A 25,022-nucleotide genomic window follows, 5' to 3' on the forward strand; every position below is an offset into this window, starting at 1 on the left:
GTCCACCACTCGGGGTGAACCTCAAGAGCCACCCCGAAGCGGCTCGCCGCGAGATCTTCGGCGCGGCCGCGGAGGTAGCTCAATTGCTGGGCTGGAGTGCCTATGACGCAGGCCGTCACGGTGCGGCAATGCGCTACTTCGTGCAGGGCTTGAAGCTGGCGCGAGAGGCACGCGACTACATGATGGGCGGGCGGTTGCTCGCGAACCTGTCGCACCAGGCGAACTTCCTCGGCAACTACGCCGATGCGGTGAAGTTCGCGAGGGCAGCGCAGAGCGCGACCGCCGGCCAGGCGACGAAGAATGTCCAGACCATGTACGTGATGCACGAGGCTCGTGCCCTAGCGAACCTGGGCGATCGGCGAGGAACCGCGGAAGCCATCCATCGGGCCGAGCAACTCTTCGAGCAACGCGATCCGGCACGCGAGCCAGGCTGGATCGGCTATTACGACCCCGCGGAACTTGCCGGTGATGCCTCGCACTGCTTCCGGGACCTGGGCCTGGCCGAGGAGACCAAAGAGTTCGTTGGCCGCGCCCTCAGCCCGGACACGCCACCACGAACGCGGGCCTTCATTCAGATGGTCTCCGCGGTCGCCTCATACAGTGCCGGTGATCTGGAGGAAGCGGTCACGCTGGCTTCGGAGGCGGTCCGCAACGGTGCCGGGTTGCAGTCCGCGCGCTACCTTCGTTACCTGACCGATTTTCAGGGCACGGTCTCCGTCCATGCAGGTCACAGGCTCGTTGGCGAGTTCGAACACCTGCTCCGGGAGCAGTATCCAGATCTGCCAAGCTCGCTTGCGCGGGCTAGAACGGCCGCCACTTCTGGTCAGCCACGCCAGTCCGGATCGTCCGGACCCGCGTCTGGTACTCGGCCGCGATATCCGCAGACTGGTCAACGTTCTGCATGAGCCAGGTGGTCATCTTGATCTCGTGAGTCGCTCGTAGCGTCTTGAAGCCCTCCCACCGGGTGACGTCCCAGCCGTAGGCCTCGGCAAACGATGTGTACTGCTCGGCCGACCACCAGCCGGCCGTGAGGTACTCGGTGGCGGTCATCGATAGGTCCCATTCGGGTTGGCCCCAGGCGACGTTCTCGAAGTCGATGAGCACTGGGCGACCGGAGTCGAGCATGAGGTTGCCGATGTGTGCGTCGCCGTGGATCACGGTTTCCGCACAGGGGAAGTTGAGGTTCGCGATCTCGTGCCGCAGCTGCTCGCAGCGTTCCAGCAGCATCGCCTTGTCCGTGTCGGGAACCGGGGACTTGGCGACCCGCGGTTCTACACGGCTAAGGATGTCGACCCGAGGCAGTGACAGACTGGCCGGGACGGGCAACTCGTGCAGCTTCCGGAGCGAATGGCCCAGGATCGCAACATCGTCGGGTGTGGCGACGGGGCCGGGAATGAACCGCCAGAACGTGACCGGATGGCCGGAGACTTCTAGTGGTTGCTCGTCGACGTCGTACAGCTCGGCAGCCGAGAAGCCCTCGTGAGCGAGCCAACGGGCTACGTCGACTTCCTTCACTGCACTTGACCAGTAGTCCATCGTGCGAGCGATGCGCACGACAACAGGTACCGGGTCGAGCTGGTAGAGGGCATTCTCGCCGAGACGCATCAGGGAAGCGCCTTCCGAAGGCAGACCGGCCTTGCGACAGGCGTTCTGCAGGATCGCGCGCGTCGTCTCGGCGGAGAACACCGTCGATTCCTCGGCCATGCACCCTCTCCTCAGTCCGGTCAGCGCTGCCAGGTTACGGGGGAGCAGCCCTGATGACTGCTCCCCCTGATTCCTAGCAGTTGCTCGCGGTCCGGTTCCTGGGATCGGCGACATAGGTGCCTTTTGAGCTGATCGTGACGACGAACTTGCGTTCGCGCAGCAGCTTGGTCGCGTGTCGAGCGGTGCCGAGAGAAACGCCGTACTCCTCGGCAAGCACCCTCTCCGAGGGGAGTGGTTGGTTCGGCTTGAGGTCGCCAGTCTCGATGCGCCGTGCGATGTGGTTTGCCACCGTTTCGTAGACGTAGCCGGGGGTGTCGGTGTCGATCTCGTGGTGCATGTGATTCCTTGTGTCTTCCTCGGGCTGATCAGCGAGGGACGGAGGCGATGGCGTCGGGAACGAGCTGCCCCGAGGGGCCTTGGCTGGGCAGCGGCGCGTCCTGCCCGTTGATCTCCTCGGCACGGTTCTCCAACCGTTGCGCGACAGCCCGCATGCAGTCGGCAAGCGTCAGCAGCGCGTCCGAGCGGGCCTGATCGTCTCGCGTCGGTTGCATCACCTCCAGGAGCACTTCGCCCAGGTGCCGATTCATGTCGCTCACGGCACGTAGGAGCGACACGTCACGCTTGTGCACCCTGTCTCCTTCCCTCGCTCGCTGGTGTTTGAGGCGCTCCGGCAGCTGGCCGGTAGTGATGTGCCCCTTCTTGATCTTCGATCCTGTTGACCTGGGAAAACAGGGCCTTGATCCATGTTTTCGCACCCTGCCGCGGCCGGTTCTATGCCTGCGGAGCACAGAACGGCACGGGGCACTATGGCCCGGTAACCTCTCGGGCGTGGATCTCCTGCCGTTCGACGAGTACGTGCGGTCTCTGGACCGCAAGCGGATGTCCGCCGGGGTGCTCTACCGGGACGCGGCTGGACGCGTTCTGCTCGTTGAACCGTCGTACAAGCCCCACTGGGACATCCCGGGCGGTGCCGTCGATGCCGGAGAAGCGCCATGGACGACCGCCATTCGCGAAGTGCAGGAGGAGATCGGCCTTAACCGCCCGTTGGGACGGCCGCTGGTGATCGATCACGTGGCCGATGACGGGCGGATGCCTGAGGGCCTCGCGTTCGTGTTCGACGGCGGCGTGATCACCGAGCAAGAGGCGAGAGACCTGATCCTCACCGATCCTGAGATCATCGCCGCTCGGCTCGAGTACCTGGACGACGCGGCGGAGAAACTCAAGGCCTCACTTGCCCGACGGCTCGCGGCTGCGCTCGACGCCGTCCGAACGGGTGAACTCGCGCTGTGCGAGAACGGCGAGCCGATCGGCGGTTAACCTGGGGTTTTGCTGAGGCCTGTGCTGGAGGGGGACATGACGGCTGGCGGCAATCTCTCGGAGAACCTCGCGCGCTATCGCAAGGCGCGCGACATGTCGCAACACGAACTCGCCGAGGCCGCCGGCGTCGGGATCGACACCGTGGCCCGCATCGAACAAGGCGTTCGCCAAACCACCCGCCCGGCGACTTTGAACAAGCTTGCCGCTGCCCTCGGCGTATCGGTGGAACGGCTGCTCGGACAGGCTGGCCCAGTCCCGCCAGCGCAGATCGACATAGCGACGTTGCGGCAGGCGATCACAGCAGGCGACGACATCCCGGGCCTGGAGGACTTCGCCGAGTCTCGCGAAGTCGTCGACCTCGACGAACTGGCTAAGGCAGCACACCGGGCGTGGCGCGCCTACGTCGACGGGCGACATGGGGAGCTCAGCCACATGCTGCCCGTAGTGCTCGCCGACGCACGTCGGCTCGTCCGCTCGACAACCGGCGACGAGAAGGCGCGGGCACACCGCGCACTCTCCACCGCCTACCGGCTCGGCGCAGGCATGGCCGGGCGGGCCGGATTCGACGACCTTGCCTGGACCTCAGCCGAACACGCCCTCGATGCCGCTCGCCGATCAGACGCTCCCGAGCTGGAGACAGCGATCTCCCTGCGCTATCTCGCCTGGACCCTCGTCCGGCAAGGCCGTTTCGAGGACGCCGAGCGCGTGGCCGTGACTGCGGCCGAGCGGGTGCAACCCGCCATGCTCGACCGTGACCCCGCTCGGGCCGGTGTTTTTGGGAACCTTCTGTTCAACGCGGCGTCCGCCGCACTCTCGGCCGGTAGTCCATCCCGGGCCGCGGACCTGCTCGCCGAGGCGCAGGCGGCCGCTCTGCGCTCAAGGGGCGATACGGCAACCGAAGCGGCGATCTTCGGCCCTCGCGTCGCAACCCTCCAGCGGATCGACCAGACCGCGCGGGCTGGGGATCCAGAGAAGGCATTGCGCCTAGCTGCGACCATCCCCACTGCGAGAGGTGAAGTGCCGGCCTTCTGGGAGGCTGGCCACCGACTGAGGCTCGCCGCGGTGTCGTTGGAGTTGCGCCGGTACTCCGAGGTACTTCACTACCTGATTGAGGCCAAGGAGTTAGCCCCAGATTGGGTGCGGTACCAGCCTTTGGGCATGGCGACCATGCGCAACATCGTTGACCGCGCACCTCGTCGTCGAGGCGCGGAGTTTGCTCAACTGGCGGCACACTTCGGGATCGTGGACCCCACGGAGTAGGCCTGCGAGCGCGGGAAGACGCCCGCCGAGGTGGTGCAACTGCTTCGGGCTCGGGTAAACCCCCGCTCCGCGGGGAAGATCCGCACGACACCGGCCGATGCAGCCTCGGCCGGGGAACACCCCCGCGGGCGCGGGGAAGACCGCAGGGTGATCGGCTCGCCCTGCCGGTAAGCCGGAACACCCCCGCGGGCGCGGGGAAGACGCCGAGTCCGCAATAGACAGTGACCGGGTAGCCGGAACATCCCAGCGGGCGCGGGAAAGACGAACAGCCGCGCGGCGAACCTCCCGAGGTCCACGGAACACCCCCGCGGGCGCGGGGAAGACCGGGCGCTGTGGCGCCGCCTCCGTTACCCACTGGGAACACCCCCGCGGGCGCGGGGAAGACTCGAGAACGTGAGCGACGGCGCCACGCTCGGTGGGAACACCCCCGCGGGCGCGGGGAAGACGTGGCACCGAAGCCGATCACGCCGAACGAATGGGGAACACCCCCGCAGGCGCGGGGAAGACGAAGACGGCGGCGGCCGGGTGACCTCCTACCCGGGAACACCCCCGCAGGCGCGGGGAAGACCGCCGCGCCCTCACTAATCACGCTCGCCGCGTGGGAACACCCCCCGCAGGCGCGGGGAAGACTGCACGGCCGGGACCGTCGCCCAGGTGCTTGTCGGAACACCCCCGCAGGCGCGGGGAAGACAATTCGTAGGCGTCGGTACGGTGCGCACCATGCGGAACACCCCCGCAGGCGCGGGGAAGACGCCCAGTCGGCTGCACTCCAGGCGTAGGTGCCGGGAACACCCCCGCAGGCGCGGGGAAGACGCGTGACGGCGTTTATGCAGGTCAGGACGCTGTGGAACACCCCCGCAGGCGCGGGGAAGACGGCGTCTTCGACGCGCGCCGCCGGTTGGTGCGGGGAACACCCCCGCAGGCGCGGGGAAGACCGAGCGAGAATCGGGTGAGAGTCCCGATTCACCGGAACACCCCCGCAGGCGCGGGGAAGACGCCTGCGGGTCCTCCCACGAACCGGGCGGCGGGGGAACACCCCCGCAGGCGCGGGGAAGACCGCCAGGTGCGCGCGGCGATGCCGGTCGGCGCCGGAACACCCCCGCAGGCGCGGGGAAGACTGACGCAGCGCAGACACCGCGGCCTCGGTGGCGGGAACACCCCCGCAGGCGCGGGGAAGACCCCACCCCCAAAGCAGTCGCGCCCTACTGCATGGGAACACCCCCGCAGGCGCGGGGAAGACGACACCGCGCCCGACGACGGCCCGCGGCCGGTGGGAACACCCCCGCAGGCGCGGGGAAGACATTCGCCACTCTTTCCGCCCAAAGGCCGGAGCCGGAACACCCCCGCAGGCGCGGGGAAGACGCAACGCTCCGGCGCGGCTCCCTACCTGCCTCAGGAACACCCCCGCAGGCGCGGGGAAGACCAGCAGCTTCGGTCGCGCCCTGCCGCCCCCACAGGGAACACCCCCGCAGGCGCGGGGAAGACAGGATTGCGGCCGGGCAGGAATGCCCGGCCGGAGGAACACCCCCGCAGGCGCGGGGAAGACCTCACCGCGCTGTCTTTCAACGTACCAACAGAGGGAACACCCCCGCAGGCGCGGGGAAGACACTTGTTGACCTGGGCTTTTGCGGACAGAAGTGGCGTTTCAGCATCAGCTTGGCATGAGGTTTAGCGACCGTAGCGGCGGCGTCTGCCAGCGGCACTCCATCCTGTCTTGCGTTGTCCGGCCGTGCCGGAGGGCGTGCCTGACTCCCCATCTTTGTGTGGGCGGAGCATGAGGTTGACGCCTTCGAAGTCGGTTGGGATCCAGTCGTGGTCGTGGACGCGGAAGTCCAGGCCCTGTTCGTTGTTGGCGGTGTGAACCATGATGGCCCGGCCGTTCTTGACCATCTCGACGACGCGGACCCACATGAGGTCGCGGACTCGCTTGGTTGGTTTGCCGACGAACACACCTGGTGAGATCTCCAGCAGCCATCGGGTGAGGTGGCCGCGTAGGCCGACGGGGCATGCGGCGACGACGATGACGGTCATATCTCGTCCTCGTCTTCCCAGTACGAGGTCCCGCCGGCGACGGTGCGGCCGTTGGAGTCCCACAACATGACCACGTCGGCATCCTCGAAGGCCTCGGGGCCGTACTCGATCTCCTCGTCTTCGCCGGTGAGCAGCGTCTTGATGTCCCGGACGCAGGTCTCCAGGAAGGCGCCGTCCTTCATGCGGTCACGGATTGCGCGTCTCGTTTCGGCGCCGATGTCGGAGACCTCGCGGGAGGCGATGTCGAAGGCCACCGGAATGGTGATTTCGGCCTTGTAGAGATCGGCGATGTCGAAGACGAAGGATCGGACATGGCCGGTGTGGACGAAGCCTAGTCCTGGTGCGCAGCCGAGGGCCACGATGACGGCGTGAACCACGCCGTAGAGGCTGGTGTTGGCCGCGGAAAGTGCCTGGTTGATAGGTGTGCCGGCGGCAAAGTCGGCGCTGTCGTAATCCCGGCGATCCCACTCCACGCCGGTGCGCTCGGCATGTTGCCGGTAGACCCGTCGTACGCGGGCACCCTCGCGGCCGCGGAGCTGTTGCATCGAGAGACCCGTGGTGTCCTCGCCGGGAAACCGCATGGCGTACATCTCCCGGGCAACGCGGAGCCGAGAGCGTTGATTGGACACCAACGCGGCTTGCGCTTCGAGGAGACGGGACGACCTGGCCAAGGAACGGCCATGCGCGTAGTAGCGCACGCCGTGTTCCCCGACCCACACGGCCGTGGCGCCGCTCTCGGCGAGCAGCACCATGGCCTGTTGACTCACCTGGGTTCCCGGCCCGAGTAGGAGCGCACCGACGGTGGCGGCCGGGATGTGGACGGTGCCGCGAGCATCGCGTGCCGTGATCGCGTTGGCGTCTCGGTGCACGATGCAGTGCTCAAGGTAGAGAAAGGTAAGACGATCCTGCGCCCGAGTGAGGTGAGAGATGGGGACAGGAGGCGCGCCGGGGATGTCCGCCATGATCTACCTTGCCAGCGTCAGTAACCCGCAGCCGTATCCCTTGCCCGGGCCGATGCCCTGGACAAGCGATTGCCGCAGCAGTTCGGGATCGATGACCTCCAGGCGCCCTTCGAAGACTGCCGTGCTCAGCGTGACTGTCTTGCCTTGGCGCGGGAACCGCAGTGTCTGGCGACGGTGCACCGCGACATCGGGTTCGCAGTGCAGCCCGGTGACGATGGCGAACCCGTGGCGGTGAGCGCGGGTGAGCAGCCATTCCGTCTGCTGAGCCACCGTGACGTGCGCGAATCGCTGAGTCCTCGCTGCGTCAGGCGTTTTGCGGCGGCTGCTGACCGGGTTCGCAGTGAGCCGGAACGCCCACTGATCACCTTTGCCGAGCGCTTCGAGGAAGGGCGCGTAGTGGCGAGTGGCCCAGGTCTGAGTGGCAGGCCAGCCGACCGACTCGACAAGGTGAGTGAGGTCCGGCTGGGTCGGGCTCACCAGGTAGAGCAGCGCTTGGTGCCGGTGCTGGTCCAGCCGCCAGAGCACCCGGCCTTCGGATGCCGCCGCCGAACCGACCGAAGGGAAGCCGGCCAGGACAGCGGCATGCATTCTCTGTGGCGAGGCGAGGAGCTCGCGGGCCGCTCGACGGGCGGTGTTGATCTCGAATCGGGTCAGGAACATCAGAGTGCGCCTTCCAGCGCGGCCATCGGGTCGTGCGGGTCGGGGGAGCTGGTAGCCGGGCGGTTTCCGTTATGGAGAGGGTTGGCCACTTCGATGCGCTTGTCCTGGACGCGGCGCCAGGTGTAGTCGCGGTGACGCGGGTCGAAGGTCAGGGGCTCGTCGCGCACGAGGTAGCCGTTGTCGACATCGAGCGGGCAATCCAACAAAGCGTCCAGCGTGATGCGGTCGGACCGGTGCGAGCGTTGCACCCAGGGCGAGGCACGCCACGGTTCCGTGTTCAGCGCGGTCTCGATGTCCCCGTCGCGAAGCCCCAACAGCAGCGGCCCGGCAGGAGGACAGGACCGGCGTCCCAGGTAGAGGGGGTAGACCGGCCGCCGCAACGCCTCGGCCAAGCCCTCCAACAGCGCCCGGTCTCCTTCGACGGCTGCGAGGAACACCGCGTCCGCGAGGTAGAAGCGATAGGACAGCGGCATGGAGGTCGAGCCGTCCCGGGTTCGCGCGGTCTGGAAGTCCCGCTCCACGCGACCGGGCTGGTCGAGCCGAACACCGACGCGCAAGTGCGCGAGGTCTTCAAGGGGGTCGGTCCGGCGCAGCCCCTTGGCGGCCGCCAGGAGCCCGATGACACCACTCTTGCTGGGGGCCCGATCGGTGTTGCGGCGGACGAACCTGCTGCTGGTTCCCCAAGACTGCAGCGGCCCGGCGAGGCGCAGGAGCAGGACGGTCACGACTGGCCCGCCAGCCGCGCGGCAACGAGGTCACCAACCGCGTCGACGGTCTTGTCGAAGGTTGTGCGCTCGGCCAGGTCGGTGAGCGGAGCTACCCGCTCGCCCACACCGAAGATCCAAGCGGCGACGGGATTCTGGTCGTAGGCCTCGTGGACGTCGCGTCCGTAGTCCGCCAGACGACGGATCGCCGCGGTGATGCGGCCGCCCTGCTCTCGTTCGGTTACCGGTTCTTCGAACGCGCCCACGAAGTTGACGGGCTGGGTGTCGCGAGCGAAGACCAGCACAGCGTCGGGCAGTGTGCGGTTGGCGAACGTGTTCTGCTTGCCGGTCGGCATGCTGGACACGAAGGCGCGCACGAAGGCCTCCACCGCGCGGCGGGTGGCCTCAGGGTCGCCGAGGTTGTCCTGCAGCCGATCCACATCGACCGTCGCATAGCGGTAGAGAGTGGAGGAGTTGAATTCGACCGTGCCGATCATGCCTGCGCCGGCATCTTCCTCGGCATCGGCCTTCTTGTGGTCATCCACGGCGGTGTAGTAGTCGTACTCGTTGTCCACCGCGTGCACGCTCAAGGCGTGCGCGACCTGGGCGGCGGCGTCGACGTTGAGGTCGGTGACCTCCGCGATCATCCGCCCGAACAGGGAAACGTCGACAGACTGATCCCGATTCGCCCGAGCCTTGGCTTCCTGCTTGGGGAAGGTCAGCTTTCCGTCACCGGCCTCGCGAGCCGTTTCGACGGCGAGTTCGGCAAGGCCGTCGATCTGGCGGCGGCTGAGGAACACCAGGTAACCGGCTTCGGGAAGGCCCTCCTTCTTACGGGGCTTCTCGGTCTTGATGCCCGCGGCGAGCAGCACCTCCGCCGCCAGTTCCGCCGAGCGCTCGGCGAGGGCCGGGTCCAACTCGGCGATGCGGTCGCCGACAAGCTCCACGACACGCTTGGTGCGCACACCCAGCTCATTGGTGTCGAGGAAGGTGGGGAACGCGTCGCGAGTAGCGCGCTTCCACGCCTGGCTGGAGACGCGTGCGCGGGTGTGCCCGCCATAAACGGCGGTCTTGGGGCTTCCCGTGTCGTCGCGGTTGATGTTGCTCGGCGGCACTGTCTGCAGAACGTGGATGTCGATGATGGTGCGGGCCATGGCGAATTTTCCTTACGCGGGAGAAGAGGCGGGAGTGTTTGTTACGGGATGCGGAAGAATTCACGTCCCCAGCGGAGGCGAACGGCGGAAGCGCCGCCCGGTTTCTGCCAGCGCAGCAGGTCGTCGGCGAGCAGGCCGTAGTCGAGGGGAATCTTCGCTGCTCGCAGCAGTTGGACCAGGCCACGGGCGTGGTGCGCCAGTTCGTCGAGGTTCTTCGAAGTGCCCAAGGCCTGGAACCGGCGCAGCACGGGGTGCGTGCTCTTCTCCGGATCCAGTGACTCGGGAATCAATGCCCGCGTCGAGCGTCCGAGTCCGTGGCCGGGACGGTGCATCCGGTCGGCTTGGGACTGCTGGTGTACGGCGTAGAGGGTCATCGCCACATGGATGGCCTTCTCGGCCGCGGTCGGCGCGTCATCGTTCGGATCAGCGGGAGCGAACCGCGCGTCCAGCGTGTATTCGAGGATGTCGCCCATCGAACCCGCCGGTTTGCCTGCCGCGCGGCGAAGCCGGGCGAGCGCTGCCACGCTGGCGGAGCGGTTGGCGAGGACGCCGGTCTGGAGCTTCCCGATCCGTTCGTCCACGACTTCGCCCACCAGGCCCAGTGGCGTTCTGCGGGCCGGACGGGCTTTCGGGGATTCGTCCTCCGCGTCTGCTGACACGTGCGATCCTTTCTGGATGGTCATGCCCGTGCTTCAGCGGGCTCGTCGGCGAATGCCAGTGGCAGGGCTTTACACAGGTTGCGGCGAAACCATCGGTCGGCGTGAGCGGAGGTGAGCAGGCTGCCGTTGATCTGACGTCCGATCCATGCCTGCTCTGGTGCCTCTGTCAGAAGGTGCTCGCCCAGCCGCTTGATCGTCCGGTAGGCGATCCGGTGCCAGCCCTGTTCGGCATCCACGCTGTCGGTATCGGGTCCCAAGCCCGCGACCCAATCGCGAAACGGCATGTCCAACTCGGCGTAGGCGAGTTCACGTGCCCGGTCTTTTGGCCCGTCCGGTGTGCCGCCGGCCGCTTCGGCCAGTGATCCGGCAAGGGAGGTCAGGGCCCGGGCGGCGGATTCCGCGGCCGCGACGCTCGACGTCACTGCCGACACCAGGTGCGTGGTCTGCCTGGTCAGCAGCATCGAACGAATGGCCAGCGCGTCGCTGATGATCTCGTCGGTCACCGACTGGTTGCTGCCGTAGATCATCCCGATCGCATGGAGGTGGACGGGATAGTCCAGGCCGATCACCTCGGCGCTGATCTCGTTGAGCCACTCCAACACGGCTGGGGTCATCGTGGCTGCGGGCTCGTTGCCACCACCGTTGGTGATCGCCCCTGGGAGCAAGGCTTGGAGGCCGCGCCAGAGGGCTCGCTCGGGTTCGTGCTCCTTGGGCATGTAGACGGGCGACTTGCCGAGTTTCTTCTCCTGCGGCAAGCTGCGCCGCCAGGCCGAGTGCGGTTCGACGATGTGTTTGTTCTGCGGGGTGATTCGCTCGCCGTTGCAGATCAGCACCCCCGTGACGTGCTCCTGGTCGAAGGCCAGGCGGATGCGTCGGGCCTGCCAGGTGTAGAGATCGATCGGGCCGGTCGGCGCGCGTCCGCCAGTGACTTCCTCCGCGGCTCCGACCGGGTCACGCTCCCATGCGGGCCGGTCGTCCCGTTGCCAGCCGGAGAGGGTCGAATGGCCGAGCGGAGGCAGGTTCAGTAGCAGGGTGTCCCGCAGGGTCTTGCCTTGCGGGAGGACACCACCCAGGTAGCCCGCCCAGCCGGTGCCGATGGGATAGCCCTTTCCAACCTTGACCCGCGGGTCGCCCACCGCCCCGGACTTGATTCCGGAGGGATCGAACGCGTGACAATGCACGACCCATCGGGCTGCTTCGGCGAAGGACAGCGAAAGGTCGCGATCCAACCGCATGCTGAAGTACGGGTGCCCGTTCGGGATGTCCGCTACCAACTTGTTCAGTTCCGACATCTCCCCCTTCGCGGTGCGCAGTTCCGCGACCTGGAAGAACGGCGTGCGCGGGTGCAGCAGGTCGAACCGATGGCGCCACTGGTCGAGATATTGGCCGATCCGGTCGGCGGGGAGACGTTCCTCCTCCCACAACTGCTCCCAATGGTCCAGGTCGCGCGGTCCGTCCACCGCTCTGTGCAGGATCGCCAGCAGCAGCCTTGTCAGGGCGAACACCTGGGTCGGCACGTCGCCAAGCAGCGAGGTCAGCTGATGCGCCTGGGTGAAAACCTCCCGCAGCGACAGCTCAGCAGTGGTGCCGTCGGTTCGGACGGCCAGCAACCAGGGGCGTTCGACCAGGTCGAAGGAGAGGGCATCATCGTTGCTCATGGACCAGGCCTCGCAGGGGGTCGTAGGTCAGCGCGAAGTTCACACTTCCGTGTTGCACGGTGGCTCTGCGGCTTTCGTCGAGGACCAGCACAAGCTGGTCTTTCAGCAGGGGAGATTGCTGGAAGCTGGTGAAGTAGTTGCGCTCCAAAGCGGCGATGACATCGTCGATCACTCCTGGATGGCTCATGGCCTGAGGAAGGCGCAACGAGCAGGCAGCGACCGTCCGGGCCAAGCCGACTGGCATCTCCTGATCGAGCGGGATCTGTTGGCTGGCACCGTGCTCGATCCAGGCCGGGGTCAGCAGGCCGCCGTCCGCGTCCCTTTGCACCACCAGCACCTCCAATGATTCCTCTCCATCACGAACCTGTCCGAGTCCAGCGTGAGTATCGTCGGGGGCACCGACATTTCCGCGCAGCCAGCCGATCAGGCTTTTCTCCTTCGGCTCGTCCAGCAGGAAGGCCTTCGCCGCTTCCGCTCGTCGCTGTGCGACCAAGCGCGCTTCCTCTCTTGCGGCCGCCATCGCTTCCCGCCACGTCGACGGCCCCAGTTCGTCATCGCCGTAGGCCTGTTGAACCAGGTCGGAGATGTCGTGCGGTAGGCGCACCGTGCCGCGGTCACGAAATAGTGCCGCTGCGCGAAGCAGAGTGTCGTCGCCGTAGATCCGTCGAGACCCGGGGACGGCAAACGTCGGATCGCTCTTCCAGTCGGTTACGCCCACCAACGCGCAACGCGGAGTTCGCACTCGATCAGGGCGAGTGCGATCGTGACGGTGCAGACGACCTAGCCGTTGTAACACGAGGTCGGTCGGGGCCAGGTCTGTCACCAGCAGATCGAAATCGACGTCCAAGGACTGCTCGATGACCTGCGAGGCCACGACGATATGGAACCGAGGCCGGTCCGACTCGGCGCTTGGAGGACCGAAGCGCCGCAACAGTTCGCGATCCAATCGGGCCCGGTCGCAGGCCAGGAAGCGAGAATGCGCGACGGTGACGTGGTCATCGCCGAACTCGCTGATCAGGCGGTCGGCCGTCTCCTGGACTCGGCCGACCGTATTGCGGACTACGGCGGCACAACCGCCTTCGGAGAGGTGGTCGCGCAGGTAGCCGACCAAGCTGTCCAGGTCGTCGGCCACGTGGTCCACGTGCACCTCAGTGCCCCGCTCGGGAAGAGCCAACCGTTCGGGAGATTGACCTGTCGCCAGCACGACGGGATAGCCCAGGTCGCCGGCCTCATCGAGGGGAGTGGCACTGTCGTAGGCGCGTAAGAGGTCAGCGCGCCGACCTGCGGGCAACGTGGCCGAGAGCAGTACGACCGGCACCTGGTAGGCACCGAGCCAACGCAGGACCCGATGCAGATACTGCGACATGTAGACGTCGTAGGCGTGCACCTCGTCGATAATCACCACTTTGCTCGCGAGCCCCAGGTGCCGAAGCATCAGGTGCCGGCCCCGCAAACCGGCGAACAGGAGCTGGTCGATCGTTCCCACCACGAAGGAAGCCAGCAATGACTTCTTCCGCCCACGCAACCACTGGTGCGCGACGGCTTCCTGCTCGTCGTCCTCACCGATGCTCGCCAAACGGGCCGCGCGCATCAGCCCCAGATACGTCTCGTTGAGGTGCGCTTTCCCGTGAGCCAAGTTCACCGTGAACGGCTTGCCGGAACGGGGAAGATGTTCCAGCCAGGTGTTGACGCGAGCGAACATGGCATCGGACGTAGCTTGTGTCGGCAAAGCGACAAAACAGCCGTCGGCTCCGGTCTTGGATGCCAATTGCTCGGCGGCCAGCAACGCGGCTTCGGTCTTGCCGACCCCCATCGGTGCCTCGACGATGATCATCCCAGGCTTCGTCTGCCGGGCAGCGGCGCGCACCGCCGCGACCTGCACCGGCCTGGCGTTGCCCGTCAGTGCGAACCGATCGCGCATCACGGAGTCCAGATCTTCTGGTACCGGCTGGGCGACCCAGCCGGACGGAAGCGCGAGCCGCTCCCAAGCATCCTTCACGCGCTGGGCAGTGACGGCATCCGGCGGAGCGGTCAACGGATGCCGGAGCGTCGCGATCGATTGCAGCGGAAACAGTTCCGTGTTGGACGCGATCCAGTCGGCGAGAATCACCACGGCTGTCAACAAGACGAGGGTCGGCAGAGTGAACTGCACGTCACGGAACTGGCTCAGCACCTCGCGCCCGCCGACAGCGGTCGTGGCTCGTTCCAGGAACAGCCGCCGAGTCTCCTCCCAGAGGCCCACTCCGCGGAAATCGTCCCGCTGCCGCGTCAACGTCAGACCACTTTGCTCGGGCGGGACCCCGTGATGACTCCCCACGACCGAGGCCAGCGCAATCGCACTCGCCCGGCGGGGAAACCCCAACTCGGACACCAGCCAGTCCTGGACGGCAACATGACCGACCAGCGAATGAGACACGTGCCGCCGGTCCGGGTGGTCAGCGAGTTGCGGCCGGATCGAGAAGCCGTGGTCCCGCATGTGATCACTCAACGCTGGGACCTGCACCGCGAAGGCGGGGCTGGCCTTGCCGACGTCGTGCACCCCAGCCAGCCAGGACACAAGAGGTCGCACGCCCGAAACGCCCTCCGGAAGATCCGCGGCGATGCGGGACAGCACCTGCGGCGACAACCAGTGGTCCACCAACTGGCTGGCGACACCTGCTGTGTCGTCGAGATGCTGAGACAGTGGCAGCCACTCTGTCACCGCATTGTGGTCGTCACGGACGGACTTCGCCCACACGGCGAGCCACGCTTCCGACATCCCCCATGTCCTCCTGATCAGCAGGACCAAACCTTTAGGAACTAGTAGTCGCTCAGAGTCGCCGATCGTTACATTGGCGCGTGGCGCCCGAAGCGGCGGCCGGTGGAAGTTGAAGCTATTTCGAGCGTGGTTGGTGTATCGTCGCTGGTCAGCAAGTGTCTTCCCCGCGCCCGCGGGGGTGTTCCCGCCTGGGCGATGTTGCGAGCCGGGCCGTTCTCCGTCTTCCCCGCGCCCGCGGGGGTGTTCCTCACTGACATGCTCAAGCCCGAAGTTTCGCTGGGTCTTCCCCGCGCCCGCGGGGGTGTTCCCATCCACCAGAGGCCGCAGGCGCGGCGTGAGCCGTCTTCCCCGCGCCCGCGGGGGTGTTCCGCAGTGACGGCAGCTCCCTACCGTCCCCGGCATGTCTTCCCCGCGCCCGCGGGGGTGTTCCGTAGAAGCCGTCCGTGACGGCCCACTTCCCGCCGTCTTCCCCGCGCCCGCGGGGGTGTTCCTGTGGACAGGGTCGAGTCGGTGAACTCGGGGCTGTCTTCCCCGCGCCCGCGGGGGTGTTCCTAGGCGGTGTCCGGGAAAATCAATCGGTGGTCGGTCTTCCCCGCGCCCGCGGGGGTGTTCCCGACGGGCCGATCACGATCCTGTTCGACGAGGTGTCTTCCCCGCGCCCGCGGGGGCGTTCCCGTCGGCCCAATCACCTGCATGAGCCCCACCGAGTCTTCCCCGCGCCCGCGGGGGTGTTCCCCGGCAGGGCTTGAGCGCCCAGGAGATCGAGGCGTCTTCCCCGCGCCCGCGGGGGTGTTCCGACTGACCCGATCACCGCCGCCGCCCAGCGCGCGTCTTCCCCGCGCCCGCGGGGGTGTTCCCCCCGCCGCATAGCCCCCCTCCCCCCAGGGGTGGTCTTCCCCGCGCCCGCGGGGGTGTTCCCGGGCGCGCAGCGCGTCGACCAGGCCCCGCAGCGTCTTCCCCGCGCCCGCGGGGGTGTTCCCTCCACGTTCGTGGTCATGCCGGGCATCGACACGTCTTCCCCGCGCCCGCGGGGGTGTTCCCGACGCCTGCTGACTGCCCGGACCGGAGGTGAGGTCTTCCCCGCGCCCGCGGGGGTGTTCCCTGGCGCGCCTGGTTCTCGGTAATTCCGAGTTCGTCTTCCCCGCGCCCGCGGGGGTGTTCCGGTGAGTGACCGATCATGGGTAAGAACAACCGCGTCTTCCCCGCGCCCGCGGGGGTGTTCCCGCCCGCATCGCTCCCGAGTCCCACGTGGGCATGTCTTCCCCGCGCCCGCGGGGGTGTTCCCGGGCCGGAGCTTTCGATCCGGTGATTCGGCGCGTCTTCCCCGCGCCCGCGGGGGTGTTCCCGATGTGTCCTGGGGGCCGATGATCGGCGCCGAGTCTTCCCCGCGCCCGCGGGGGTGTTCCCGTGGTCTACCGCTGGGACTGGAAGGACTACAGGTCTTCCCCGCGCCCGCGGGGGTGTTCCCTGCAGGTAGTCGATCACCACCACGTCGAGACCGTCTTCCCCGCGCCCGCGGGGGTGTTCCCTGGAAGCCGCGATCAAGGCACTGGAGGCCGACGTCTTCCCCGCGCCCGCGGGGGTGTTCCGGGGACCCCGGTAACCCTGGCTGGGCGCATCCGGTCTTCCCCGCGCCCGCGGGGGTGTTCCCGGGGCGCTGGCGCCGGTGGTGGCGATGTCGCCGTCTTCCCCGCGCCCGCGGGGGTGTTCCCCGCCCCACCAGCGCGACCTCGCCCCGCATCTCGTCTTCCCCGCGCCCGCGGGGGTGTTCCCCAACCGCGCGACCTGCTCGACCGCGTCAAGCAGTCTTCCCCGCGCCCGCGGGGGTGTTCCCAGGGTTGCCGCCCTGCCCCGAACCTCCACCCGGTCTTCCCCGCGCCCGCGGGGGTGTTCCCCAACCGCGCGACCTGCTCGACCGCGTCAAGCAGTCTTCCCCGCGCCCGCGGGGGTGTTCCCAGGGTTGCCGCCCTGCCCCGAACCTCCACCCGGTCTTCCCCGCGCCCGCGGGGGTGTTCCCGGGGGACGGATGGCGCGATCACGGGGCCGGACGTCTTCCCCGCGCCCGCGGGGGTGTTCCCCAGATCTGGCCGAGAAGTTGACCGCACGAGCCGTCTTCCCCGCGCCCGCGGGGGTGTTCCGTAGTACGTGGACTGATCTCGCGGCGCGTGGACGTCTTCCCCGCGCACGCGGGGGTGTTCCCACCGGCACCGGATCCGTGCTGCTCAACGGCGTGTCTTCCCCGCGCACGCGGGGGTGTTCCCTCGACGAACAAGGTGCCGGGCGACGGTGCCTAGTCTTCCCCGCGCACGCGGGGGTGTTCCCGGGGAACCGACGGCCGGGTGAAGCCGTGTGGAGTCTTCCCCGCGCACGCGGGGGTGTTCCCGTCGGCCAGTATGCAGATCAGGTGATGGCCTAGTCTTCCCCGCGCACGCGGGGGTGTTCCTGATGCACGACTGCCGAGTAGGTGTTGACAGGGTCTTCCCCGCGCACGCGGGGGTGTTCCCGACCCCAAGACGCCCCAACGACAGCAGCAGCCGGTCTTCCCCGCGCACGTGGGGGTGTTCCCGCCTGCGCATCCGGCACCGCGTTCATCACGTTGTCTTCCCTGCGCACGCGGGGGTGTTCCCACCGAGACCGGCGAGGAGCGGCACGTCGGCGGATCTTCCCCGCGTCTGCGGGGGGTGTTCCCCGGGCCGCGATGGCGCTTAGGGTGTCACCGGCGTTCCCCGCGTCCGTGGGTGTTTCGCAGCTGGAAGAGAAGGTCTCGCAGCAGGCAGGGATGGTCATCTCGTAGTGCTTTCGCCTTGACAGGTGTCAACTGGGGGAGTTGAGGCCAGCAGGGGCTGCCCTGAAAAGGTCTGATTGCCTGTATTGGCGGTACAGGCTATGATCACGGTATGGCATTGGAAGGTTGGGGCGAAGAGATCCGACGCGCCCGCAGAATGAAGCAGTACACCCAACGAGGCCTCGCTGACCTCGTCGGAGTCTCCCAAGTCACCATCTCCGACTGGGAACTCGAGACCGCATGGCCCACCAAGCTCGCTGAACTGTGTCGTGAACTCGACATCACCGAAGATGCACTACATGCCTACCGACAAACCCAGGACGAGGTCGAAGCGAAGATCCTCGGCCACAAGAAGCTCACCCGCGCAGAGAAGGACGCGTTGCTGATGTTCTACCGGGCGCTGCTGCGAGGACATCCCGGATATCGGACGACGGCATAGTCGGCGAAGTTGCTTGGAGATGCAAAGGGGGCCCTCGATGTCCGGCAGGTGCCCCGTTCACTTCGCAGACCTAGTGGTCCCTGCAGTGGCCCGTTCCCGTGCTCTCCTCGCTGGGGTTTCGCGGGACGGGCGCATGCCACTATGGTCCGCCAAAAATTCGGGCGGAGTAGTCGCTGGGTTGAGGTGCACAAGGTGCTCAGTTTGGGTCTCAGTCGCCTACGGCCGCCGGAGTTCTTGACAGTGCGCGAAGCCCTCTGACCTGGCACTCTGCGACTGAAGAACGGAGGCGAACGGACTTCCTGAGACCTGAAAAGCGGAAGGTCGCCGGTTCGACCCCGGCCCTGGCCACGGTCCGATGAGCCGCTCTGACACAGGTCAGGGCGGTTTTTTCGTGTCCGGGGCCTGGCGCCGGTCTGGCCGGTGTTGACCTTGGTTGACAGCCGATGGCCGCCCCTCGATACGGGCTTCCATCCGATCGGCGGCGCGCGGTTCCTGCACAATGTGGGCGCCCGGAGCAACCTCCCGCCAGAAGATCAACAACCGGCAAGAGGTTGGGGTTCAGCGCCTGAGGGTTTGTCCCCCGTGGGAGCTACACGCGAGTGTCCTTCCCGAGGGGACTTCCGGGGGCCCGCGGGAGCCTAGTTTTCCTGGCATGACAACGAAAATGAAGTCCTTCCCCAAGTTCGGGTTCCCGATCCTGCTGGTCGCCATGATCGTCGTGATGGTGGTGGCGAGCCTCGTCAACGCCGCGGTCGGCGGCCTCGGTCCCCTCTCGCTCGTCGTCGGCCTCGGGACCGCGGCGGCCGGGTTGTTCGCCTACACCCGGCTGTCGCGGTGGCTCGAGCAGCGCGACAGCGTCCCTGAGCTGGCCCGCGAGAAGGCCAGGCCAGGCCTCCTGCGCGGAGCTGCCATCGGTGCCGGCGCCTTCGTCGCGACGATGCTGTTGATCGGGATCTTCGGCGGCTGGGACCACTTCTCCACCGGCTCGTTCTGGGGCTTCGTGGCGAGCATCGGGATGATGGCGAGCGCTGCGGTCAACGAGGAGCTGCTCTTCCGCGGGGTCATCTTCCGGTTTGCGCAGGACCGGCTCGGCACGTGGATTGCGTTGGCGCTGTCGGCTGTGCTGTTCGGTGGATCGCACCTGCTCAACTCCGGTGCGACGTTGTGGGGTGCGATCTCCATCGCTATCGAGGCGGGGATCACGCTGGGTATCTGCTACGTCTTTACCCGTTCGCTGTGGCTGCCGATCGGTTTCCACTTCGCCTGGAACCTGATCCAGGGCGGCGTGTTCGGCACGACCGTTTCCGGGGCCTCGAACACCGCGAGCGGCTTGTTCAACACCGCGCTGTCCGGTCCGGCCGTGCTGACCGGTGGGTCGTTCGGCCCGGAAGCCAGCCTGATCGCCGTAGTCACCTGCCTGGTGCCCGCCGTGTTCCTCTTCCGCAAGGCCTCGCGCCGAGGCCTCGTCGTGCCGTTCCGCTCGAAGAACACCGAGACCACCGCGCGGCTCGAGGCTCAGTCGTGAACCCCGACCAGTCCCGTCCGGTAGGCCAGGACGACAGCCTGGGCACGATCGCGCAGATCGAGTTTCGTCAGGATTCGCGAGACGTAGGTCTTCACGGTTTCGCCGCTGATGACCAGTTCGGCCGCGATCTCGGCGTTCGACAGGCCCTTCGCGATAAGGCCCAACACCTCCCGCTCGCGGGGCGCGAGCCTCTTGAGGGCCTGCTGGCGGGGGGCGTCGGCGGTCGGGCGGATGCGCTCGGCGAACTGGCCGATCAGGGCGCGGGTGACGGCCGGGGCCAGCAGCGACTCACCGCGGGCGATGGTGCGGACGCCGTTGACCAGCTCGTCCGGGTGCGAATCCTTCAGCAGGAAACCGCTGGCCCCGGCCCGCAATGCCGCGTAGACGTACTCGTCGACGTTGAAGGTCGTGATGACCAGAATCTTCGCGGGGTTCGCCGCGCCGGTGCCGGCCAGCCGCTTCGTGACCTCGATGCCGTCCATCAGGGGCATCCGGATGTCCATCACGATGACGTCCGGCTCGAGCAGCTGGGCGGCCTCCAGTCCGGCGGGGCCGTCCGCCGCCTCGCCGACGACCTCCATGTCGGGCTGCGCGTTGAAGATCGTGGCGTAGCCGGCGCGGATGACTGCCTGGTCCTCGCAGATCAGCACCCGGATCGGTGCGGTCATGCCCTGCTCCCTGTCGGAATTGATGCGCGCACCCGGAACACCCCGTCGGCCGCGGAGCCGGCGCTCAGTTCCCCGCCGACCCCCTGCACGCGCTCCCTCAGCCCGCTCAGCCCGCGGCCGCCGGACAGGCTCCGGTCCGGCGTCGCCGTGGTGCCCTCGCTCGCGACCTCGATGTCGACCCCGTCCGTGCGGTACCCGATGCGGACGACCGTGCGATGACCACCGGCGTACTTGACCGCGTTGGTGAGTGCCTCCTGCACGACCCGGTAGGCGGTGAGTCCGGCGGCTTCCGGCAGCGCCGTCCGTTCGCCCACCTCGACCAACTCGACCGGCTGCCCGCCGTTTCTGGTGACGGCCACGAGATCGGGGACGTCGTCGAGCGCTGGGGACTTGCCCGCCGACGGCTGGTCGCCGGTGGCCTCCAGCACGCTGAGCAGCGACCGCAGCTCCTTGAGCGCCTGGCGACCAGTGTCGCCGATGGTGTCGAGCGATTCGGCGACCTGCTCCGGCGAAGCGGTCAAGTACTTGGTGGCACTGGACTGCACCACCATCGCGGTCACGTGGTGGGTCACCACATCGTGCAGCTCGCGGGCGATACGCGAGCGCTCCGCCGCCTTCGCCGCCTCGGCCTCCAGCCGCCGGCGCGCGACCTCCTCGGCCCGCCGGGTCCGCACCAGCACTCCGATCCCGACTCCCACCAGGGCCGCCACGTAGAACAGCACGAAGTCGGCGAGCCCGTTCGGCGAGTGCCGCAGGTACAGGACGAAGCAGAACACCGCGTAGCCGACGGTGCTCGCGATCGCCACGGCCCCGCGATGGCTGTCCTGGAGCGAGCCGACCGAGTAGAGCGCGATCAGCAGCCCGAGCGTGCCCGCCGTGGCCGGGTAGGCGACCGACTCGTGGACCGCGAAGCACACCGCGATCACCGCGAACGACCCAGCGGGCCAGCGCCGGCGGATGGCCAGCGGCAGGGTCATGCCCAGCGTGAGGATCACCGCGAACACATCGGCCGGTCGTTTCGGCAGATCACCGAAGGTCGCACTAAGAATCGCCGTGAACGGCAGGAAACCGAGGACGGTGAACACGAGGGCGAGGACGGGACCGGACGCCAGCCTGGTGAACCAGCGCGCCGGACGCGTCGACATGAGGGCAGTCTAGACCAATCGATCGCCGACCAGGCCACTTCGCCCTCAAGGGCAGCGCCGTGAGGGCGAAGGTCGGCTTCGCCGAGGGGTTCAGTTCGGGTCTCATTGGGAGGTCGCCGGTTCGACCCGGCCCTGGCCACGTTCGGATGAGCCGCTCTGACAAAGGTCAGGGCGGTTTTTTCGTGTCCCGCGCGGCGGCCACTGCCGCGGCGCGCTCCCGGCTGGTCGACTTCCCGGCATAGCGCGACAAAGCGCCTCACAGAGGTCGCGGAGCGTTCCGGCTGAGACGCCCGTGTGTCCGGACTTCGGCGGCCCAGTGGGGGGCCTTCCACTGGTCGGCGATGGCGGCGGCTCGGGCGAAGTGGGCGACGGCCTCGTCGGCGCGGCCGAGGAGGAGGGCGAGTTCGCCGAGCGTGTGGGCGACCGGCCGCAGGGCCAGCGACAGGCTCACCGCCCCGGCCGGGGGACCGTCGCGGTGGGGGAGCAGGTCCGCGTAGATCTTCTCGGCGGCGCCGCGGTCGTTCAGCGCGACGATCGCCATCGCGCGCAGGCTTGTCAGGAAGGTGAAGAAGAAGTCGGGCCGGATCGGGCTCGGTGACGTGCGGGCCCGGCGTGCCTCGTCGCTGCGGCCGGTGGCGTGGAGGGCGAGCGCGAGCAGGTCGGCGACCATCGGGCCTAACGTTTCGTGAAGGGCGCGCACGTCGTCCAGATGGTCGCCGAGCGTGCCGTCGTTCAGCCAGATCGCCGCCAGCGCGAGGCGGAGGAAGCCGACGTGCACCGATCCGGCGCGTTCCATGCGTTCGGTGGCCTCGACGTAGAGGCGCTCGGCGTCGGCGAACCGGCCCTCGATGAGCACCAGGGTCGCCAGCGCGATCTCGGCGACGGCGATCGCCTCCGGCATCCGGTAGGCGCGGGCGAGCTCGAGCGCCTCCTCGGTCACGCGGCGCATGGTCGCCGGGTCGTTGGCCGCGGCGGCGTTCGTGGCCTGGTTGAGCAGCCCGGTCACACGGTAGACGGGCAGGTCGTGCTCGACGCCGATCTCCACCAGCTCGCGGGAGTACTCCTCCCGCCCGGGGTCGCGGCCGAGGACCAGGAGCGCCGCGGCCCGGAGGCGGGGATCGGTGGCGAGGTCGAGTGCTTCCCGCGCCGCCGCCATGACCGTCGGATCGTCCTCGCCCACCAGTTCATCGGCGTAGGCGGTGAGGAGGCGGGACCGCACGTCGGGGGCGAGGCCGGTCCGCTTGAGCAGGCGGCTGAGGCGGTCGACGATGGGACGGTCGACCGTGCCGTAGGTGCGGGCCTGCCAAGCGGTGGGTTCGGTCCAGGCGGTGAACGCGGCGATCATCAGGTCGTCGCGGCCGATCGACTCGGCGTACTCCACGGCCTGTTCGCGCGTGTCCCTCGCGCCAGCGACGGCCCCGGCCCTGATCTGCGCGCGCATCAGCCTGCCGAGCAGGCCGACGCGCTCGTCCGGTTCGCTGGAGTTGGTGACGGCGTCGGTGAGGAGCGCGACCGCCACGTCGTGGGCGTAGCGCGCCTCGGCCAGCTCGGCGGCCCGCACGCAATAGCGGACGGCCTTCGGTGATCCCGCCCGCGCATAGTGGTGGGCAAGGGCGGCGACGTCACCGGTGCCCTCCAGAGCGGCGGCGATCCGGGCGTGCATCCTGGTGGCCCGCAACCTGCTGACGTCGGCGACCAGGGTGTCCCTGACCAGCGCGTGAACGAACCGGACGCGCCCGGGCCCGGGCTCGTCGAGCAACCCGGCGATGACGCCCGCGTCCAGCGCGTCCAGCACGCCGTCCTCGTCGGAGTCGGCTGCCTGCATGAGCACGTCCACCGAGCTTTCCCTGCCGGCCACCGCCGCCAGCCGCAGGATGGACACGCTGCTCTCGGGGAGCCTTGCCAGCCGGCGCCGCAACACGTCCCGTACGCCCTCGGGGACCTCGGAAAGCGCGACCAGCGCGCCCTCGCCGCTCAGCAGCCGCGCACTCTCCCGCACATAGAACGGGTTGCCGCCGGTCCGTTCGGCGATCCCGGCCACGGTCGCGTCGTCGGCCTCGCACTCGGCGCGTACGAGCTCCCCGACGGCGTCGCCTTTCAGCCCGGGCAGGTCCAGCCGGAGGGGCGCGGTGCGGGCGAGGGACCCGAGCGCCTCGGTGAGGCGCTCGCTCTCGTCCGCGCGGTACGCCGCGACGACCAGGATCGGGGCCCGCGCGCCGACGCCGCCGCCGAGCAGTTCCAGTGTGGCGGCGTCCGCCCAGTGGAGGTCGTCGAGGACGATGGCGACCGGTCGGCGGGCGGCGGCCGCCGCGAGCCAGTTCCACATGGCCTGCCGCAGCCGGAACCGTCCGGCCACCGCGTCACCGTCCACCGGTGCGAAGTCGGAGAGCAGCGGCGCCAGGTCGTCCGCGAACTCACCCGGAGGAACGCTCACGGCCACCTTGCGCAGCGCCTCGACCCACGCCCACGCGGGCGGCGCGCTGTCCACCTCGGGACAGCGCCCGGTGGCCACGAGCCATCCTTCCTGTTCGAGTCGCGCGCAGAGGTGCTCCAGCAGCGTCGACTTGCCGAGCCCCGCCTCCCCGGTGACGAGCGCGACGCGCACCCCATCCGTGGCGGCCTCCCCGGCGGCTGCCACCAGCGCCGCAAGCTCGCCCTCCCGCCCCACGAACCTGGTCGCGCCGGGCCCGTTTTTCGGAGGCGCCGGCGCGGTTGCCTGGGGCCGGGGCGCGACTGCGGGGGGCGGAGGGGCTGCCGCACGGAGGACGTCCGTGCGCTGGGTGAGGATCGCCTCTTCCAGGGCCACCAGGTCCGGGCCGGGGTCGAGGCCCAGTTCGTCGGCGAGGGTGGTGCGGGCGCGGCGGAGCGCGGCCAGGGCGTCGGCCTGGCGGCCGCTGCTCCACAGCGCGAGGGCGTGCAGGCGCCAACCCTCCTCGCGCAGGGGATCGTCGCGGGTGAGGCCCTCCGCCTCGGGCACCACCGCCGCGGGGTCGCCGAGCCGCAGTCCCGCCGCGATGCGCAGTTCGCGGGCGGCCAGGCGCAACTCGTCCAGCCGGGCGATCTCGGCGGCGGCCCACGGCTCGTCGACGACCTCGGCGAACGCGGGTCCCCGCCACAGCGCCAACGCCTCGTCCAACCGGGCGCGGGCATCACGGGGATCAACGAGCGTACGGGCCTCGTCGAGCAGCTCCTCGAAGCGCCATGCGTCCACCGCCCCCGGTGGCAGCCGCAGCGCGTAGCCGGGCGATGCGCTTACCAGCAGGCGTGCCGGGGTTCGCGGCGGGCGGCCGGGTTCCAGCAGGCGGCGCAGGTTGGACACGTACGCCTGCAACGACGCCAGAGCGCGCGACGGCGGTTCGCCGCGCCACAGGTCCTCGACCATCCGGTCGACCGAGACGACCTGCCCGCGCGCAGCAACCAGCAGTGCCAGCACGCCGCGCTGCCGCGGCCCGCCGAGGGGAACGGGCTCACCGCCCGCCTCGGCCGCGAACGAGCCCAACACCCGGATCAAGACCATGACGTGGCACATCGTATGCGCGGCCGCTTCAAACGGTTCCAAGTCGACTCCAAGTGCCTTCCAAACCCCCGGAAGC

The 25,022-nt window shown here is 68.5% G+C and carries 19 protein-coding genes and 2 CRISPR repeat arrays; of the genes, 5 read left to right on the forward strand and 14 right to left on the reverse strand.

The window, feature by feature from the left end:
* The first annotated feature begins 14 nt into the window (after positions 1-14).
* Entirely contained in the window at positions 15-905 is an 891-nt protein-coding gene (locus tag ORV05_RS34755; protein WP_268756101.1) for a tetratricopeptide repeat protein, read from the forward strand.
* Here ORV05_RS34755 and ORV05_RS34760 read toward each other — a convergent pair.
* The 3 genes from ORV05_RS34760 to ORV05_RS34770 all read right to left on the reverse strand — a co-directional run bounded on the left by ORV05_RS34760 (position 802) and on the right by ORV05_RS34770 (position 2,333).
* Positions 802-1,704, reverse strand: coding sequence for a phosphotransferase family protein (locus ORV05_RS34760; protein ID WP_268756102.1), 903 nt, complete (start codon positions 1,702-1,704; stop codon positions 802-804). The genes ORV05_RS34755 and ORV05_RS34760 overlap by 104 nt on opposite strands.
* 73 nt (positions 1,705-1,777) lie before the next feature.
* Positions 1,778-2,041, reverse strand: a complete 264-nt coding sequence (locus ORV05_RS34765) for a winged helix-turn-helix domain-containing protein (protein ID WP_268756103.1) — start codon at positions 2,039-2,041, stop codon at positions 1,778-1,780.
* 28 nt (positions 2,042-2,069) lie between these two features.
* Positions 2,070-2,333, reverse strand: coding sequence for a hypothetical protein (locus tag ORV05_RS34770; RefSeq protein ID WP_268756104.1), 264 nt, complete (start codon positions 2,331-2,333; stop codon positions 2,070-2,072).
* 199 nt (positions 2,334-2,532) lie between these two features.
* Here ORV05_RS34770 and ORV05_RS34775 point away from each other — a divergent pair, with 199 nt between their 5' ends.
* Positions 2,533-3,021, forward strand: a complete 489-nt coding sequence (locus tag ORV05_RS34775) for an NUDIX domain-containing protein (protein ID WP_268756105.1) — start codon at positions 2,533-2,535, stop codon at positions 3,019-3,021.
* A gap of 21 nt (positions 3,022-3,042) precedes the next feature.
* Positions 3,043-4,281 (forward strand): helix-turn-helix domain-containing protein, encoded by a 1,239-nt coding sequence (locus ORV05_RS34780; protein ID WP_268756106.1) that lies wholly within the window; start codon positions 3,043-3,045, stop codon positions 4,279-4,281.
* A 113-nt stretch (positions 4,282-4,394) separates the two neighbouring features.
* A CRISPR array of direct repeats spans positions 4,395-5,888; the repeat unit is 28 nt; unit sequence GGAACACCCCCGCAGGCGCGGGGAAGAC.
* 61 nt (positions 5,889-5,949) lie between these two features.
* Here the strand turns inward: ORV05_RS34780 and cas2e are convergent.
* From cas2e to cas3, 8 genes are read right to left on the reverse strand one after another with little or no spacing between them, the layout of a single operon-like run.
* Positions 5,950-6,312: a type I-E CRISPR-associated endoribonuclease Cas2e gene (cas2e, locus tag ORV05_RS34785; protein WP_268756107.1), complete on the reverse strand. Its 363-nt coding sequence runs from the start codon at positions 6,310-6,312 to the stop codon at positions 5,950-5,952.
* Entirely contained in the window at positions 6,309-7,274 is a 966-nt protein-coding gene (cas1e, locus tag ORV05_RS34790; RefSeq protein WP_268756108.1) for a type I-E CRISPR-associated endonuclease Cas1e, read from the reverse strand. The genes cas2e and cas1e overlap by 4 nt, the downstream gene beginning before the upstream one ends.
* A 3-nt stretch (positions 7,275-7,277) precedes the next feature.
* Entirely contained in the window at positions 7,278-7,934 is a 657-nt protein-coding gene (gene cas6e, locus ORV05_RS34795) for a type I-E CRISPR-associated protein Cas6/Cse3/CasE (RefSeq protein WP_268756109.1), read from the reverse strand.
* On the reverse strand, positions 7,934-8,659 hold the full coding sequence (gene cas5e, locus ORV05_RS34800) for a type I-E CRISPR-associated protein Cas5/CasD (protein ID WP_268756110.1): 726 nt from the start codon (positions 8,657-8,659) through the stop codon (positions 7,934-7,936). The genes cas6e and cas5e overlap by 1 nt, the downstream gene beginning before the upstream one ends.
* Positions 8,656-9,792 carry a type I-E CRISPR-associated protein Cas7/Cse4/CasC gene (gene cas7e / locus ORV05_RS34805; protein WP_268756111.1) on the reverse strand — a complete coding sequence of 379 codons (1,137 nt, stop codon included), beginning with the start codon at positions 9,790-9,792 and terminating at the stop codon, positions 8,656-8,658. The genes cas5e and cas7e overlap by 4 nt, the downstream gene beginning before the upstream one ends.
* A 41-nt stretch (positions 9,793-9,833) precedes the next feature.
* Entirely contained in the window at positions 9,834-10,451 is a 618-nt protein-coding gene (casB, locus tag ORV05_RS34810; RefSeq protein WP_268756112.1) for a type I-E CRISPR-associated protein Cse2/CasB, read from the reverse strand.
* A gap of 20 nt (positions 10,452-10,471) precedes the next feature.
* Positions 10,472-12,109: a type I-E CRISPR-associated protein Cse1/CasA gene (casA, locus tag ORV05_RS34815; protein ID WP_268756113.1), complete on the reverse strand. Its 1,638-nt coding sequence runs from the start codon at positions 12,107-12,109 to the stop codon at positions 10,472-10,474.
* Positions 12,096-14,867, reverse strand: a complete 2,772-nt coding sequence (gene cas3, locus ORV05_RS34820; protein ID WP_268756114.1) for a CRISPR-associated helicase Cas3' — start codon at positions 14,865-14,867, stop codon at positions 12,096-12,098. The genes casA and cas3 overlap by 14 nt, the downstream gene beginning before the upstream one ends.
* Before the next feature lie 157 nt (positions 14,868-15,024).
* Positions 15,025-17,493: direct repeats of the CRISPR family, unit length 28 nt; unit sequence GTCTTCCCCGCGCCCGCGGGGGTGTTCC.
* Between the two features lie 271 nt (positions 17,494-17,764).
* Here cas3 and ORV05_RS34825 point away from each other — a divergent pair.
* Positions 17,765-18,091 carry a helix-turn-helix domain-containing protein gene (locus tag ORV05_RS34825; protein WP_268756115.1) on the forward strand — a complete coding sequence of 109 codons (327 nt, stop codon included), beginning with the start codon at positions 17,765-17,767 and terminating at the stop codon, positions 18,089-18,091.
* 652 nt (positions 18,092-18,743) lie between these two features.
* Positions 18,744-19,616 carry a CPBP family intramembrane glutamic endopeptidase gene (locus ORV05_RS34830; RefSeq protein ID WP_268756116.1) on the forward strand — a complete coding sequence of 291 codons (873 nt, stop codon included), beginning with the start codon at positions 18,744-18,746 and terminating at the stop codon, positions 19,614-19,616.
* Here the strand turns inward: ORV05_RS34830 and ORV05_RS34835 are convergent.
* The 3 genes from ORV05_RS34835 to ORV05_RS34845 all read right to left on the reverse strand — a co-directional run bounded on the left by ORV05_RS34835 (position 19,607) and on the right by ORV05_RS34845 (position 24,946).
* Positions 19,607-20,284 (reverse strand): response regulator, encoded by a 678-nt coding sequence (locus ORV05_RS34835; RefSeq protein ID WP_268756117.1) that lies wholly within the window; start codon positions 20,282-20,284, stop codon positions 19,607-19,609. The genes ORV05_RS34830 and ORV05_RS34835 overlap by 10 nt on opposite strands.
* On the reverse strand, positions 20,281-21,429 hold the full coding sequence (locus ORV05_RS34840) for a sensor histidine kinase (RefSeq protein ID WP_268756118.1): 1,149 nt from the start codon (positions 21,427-21,429) through the stop codon (positions 20,281-20,283). Before ORV05_RS34840 ends, ORV05_RS34835 begins: the two co-directional genes overlap by 4 nt.
* 256 nt (positions 21,430-21,685) lie before the next feature.
* Positions 21,686-24,946, reverse strand: coding sequence for a BTAD domain-containing putative transcriptional regulator (locus tag ORV05_RS34845; protein ID WP_268756119.1), 3,261 nt, complete (start codon positions 24,944-24,946; stop codon positions 21,686-21,688).
* Between the last annotated feature and the right edge of the window lie 76 nt (positions 24,947-25,022).

Source organism: Amycolatopsis cynarae, assembly GCF_026802195.1.
GTDB classification, from domain to species: Bacteria; Actinomycetota; Actinomycetes; order Mycobacteriales; family Pseudonocardiaceae; genus Amycolatopsis_E; species Amycolatopsis_E rhizosphaerae.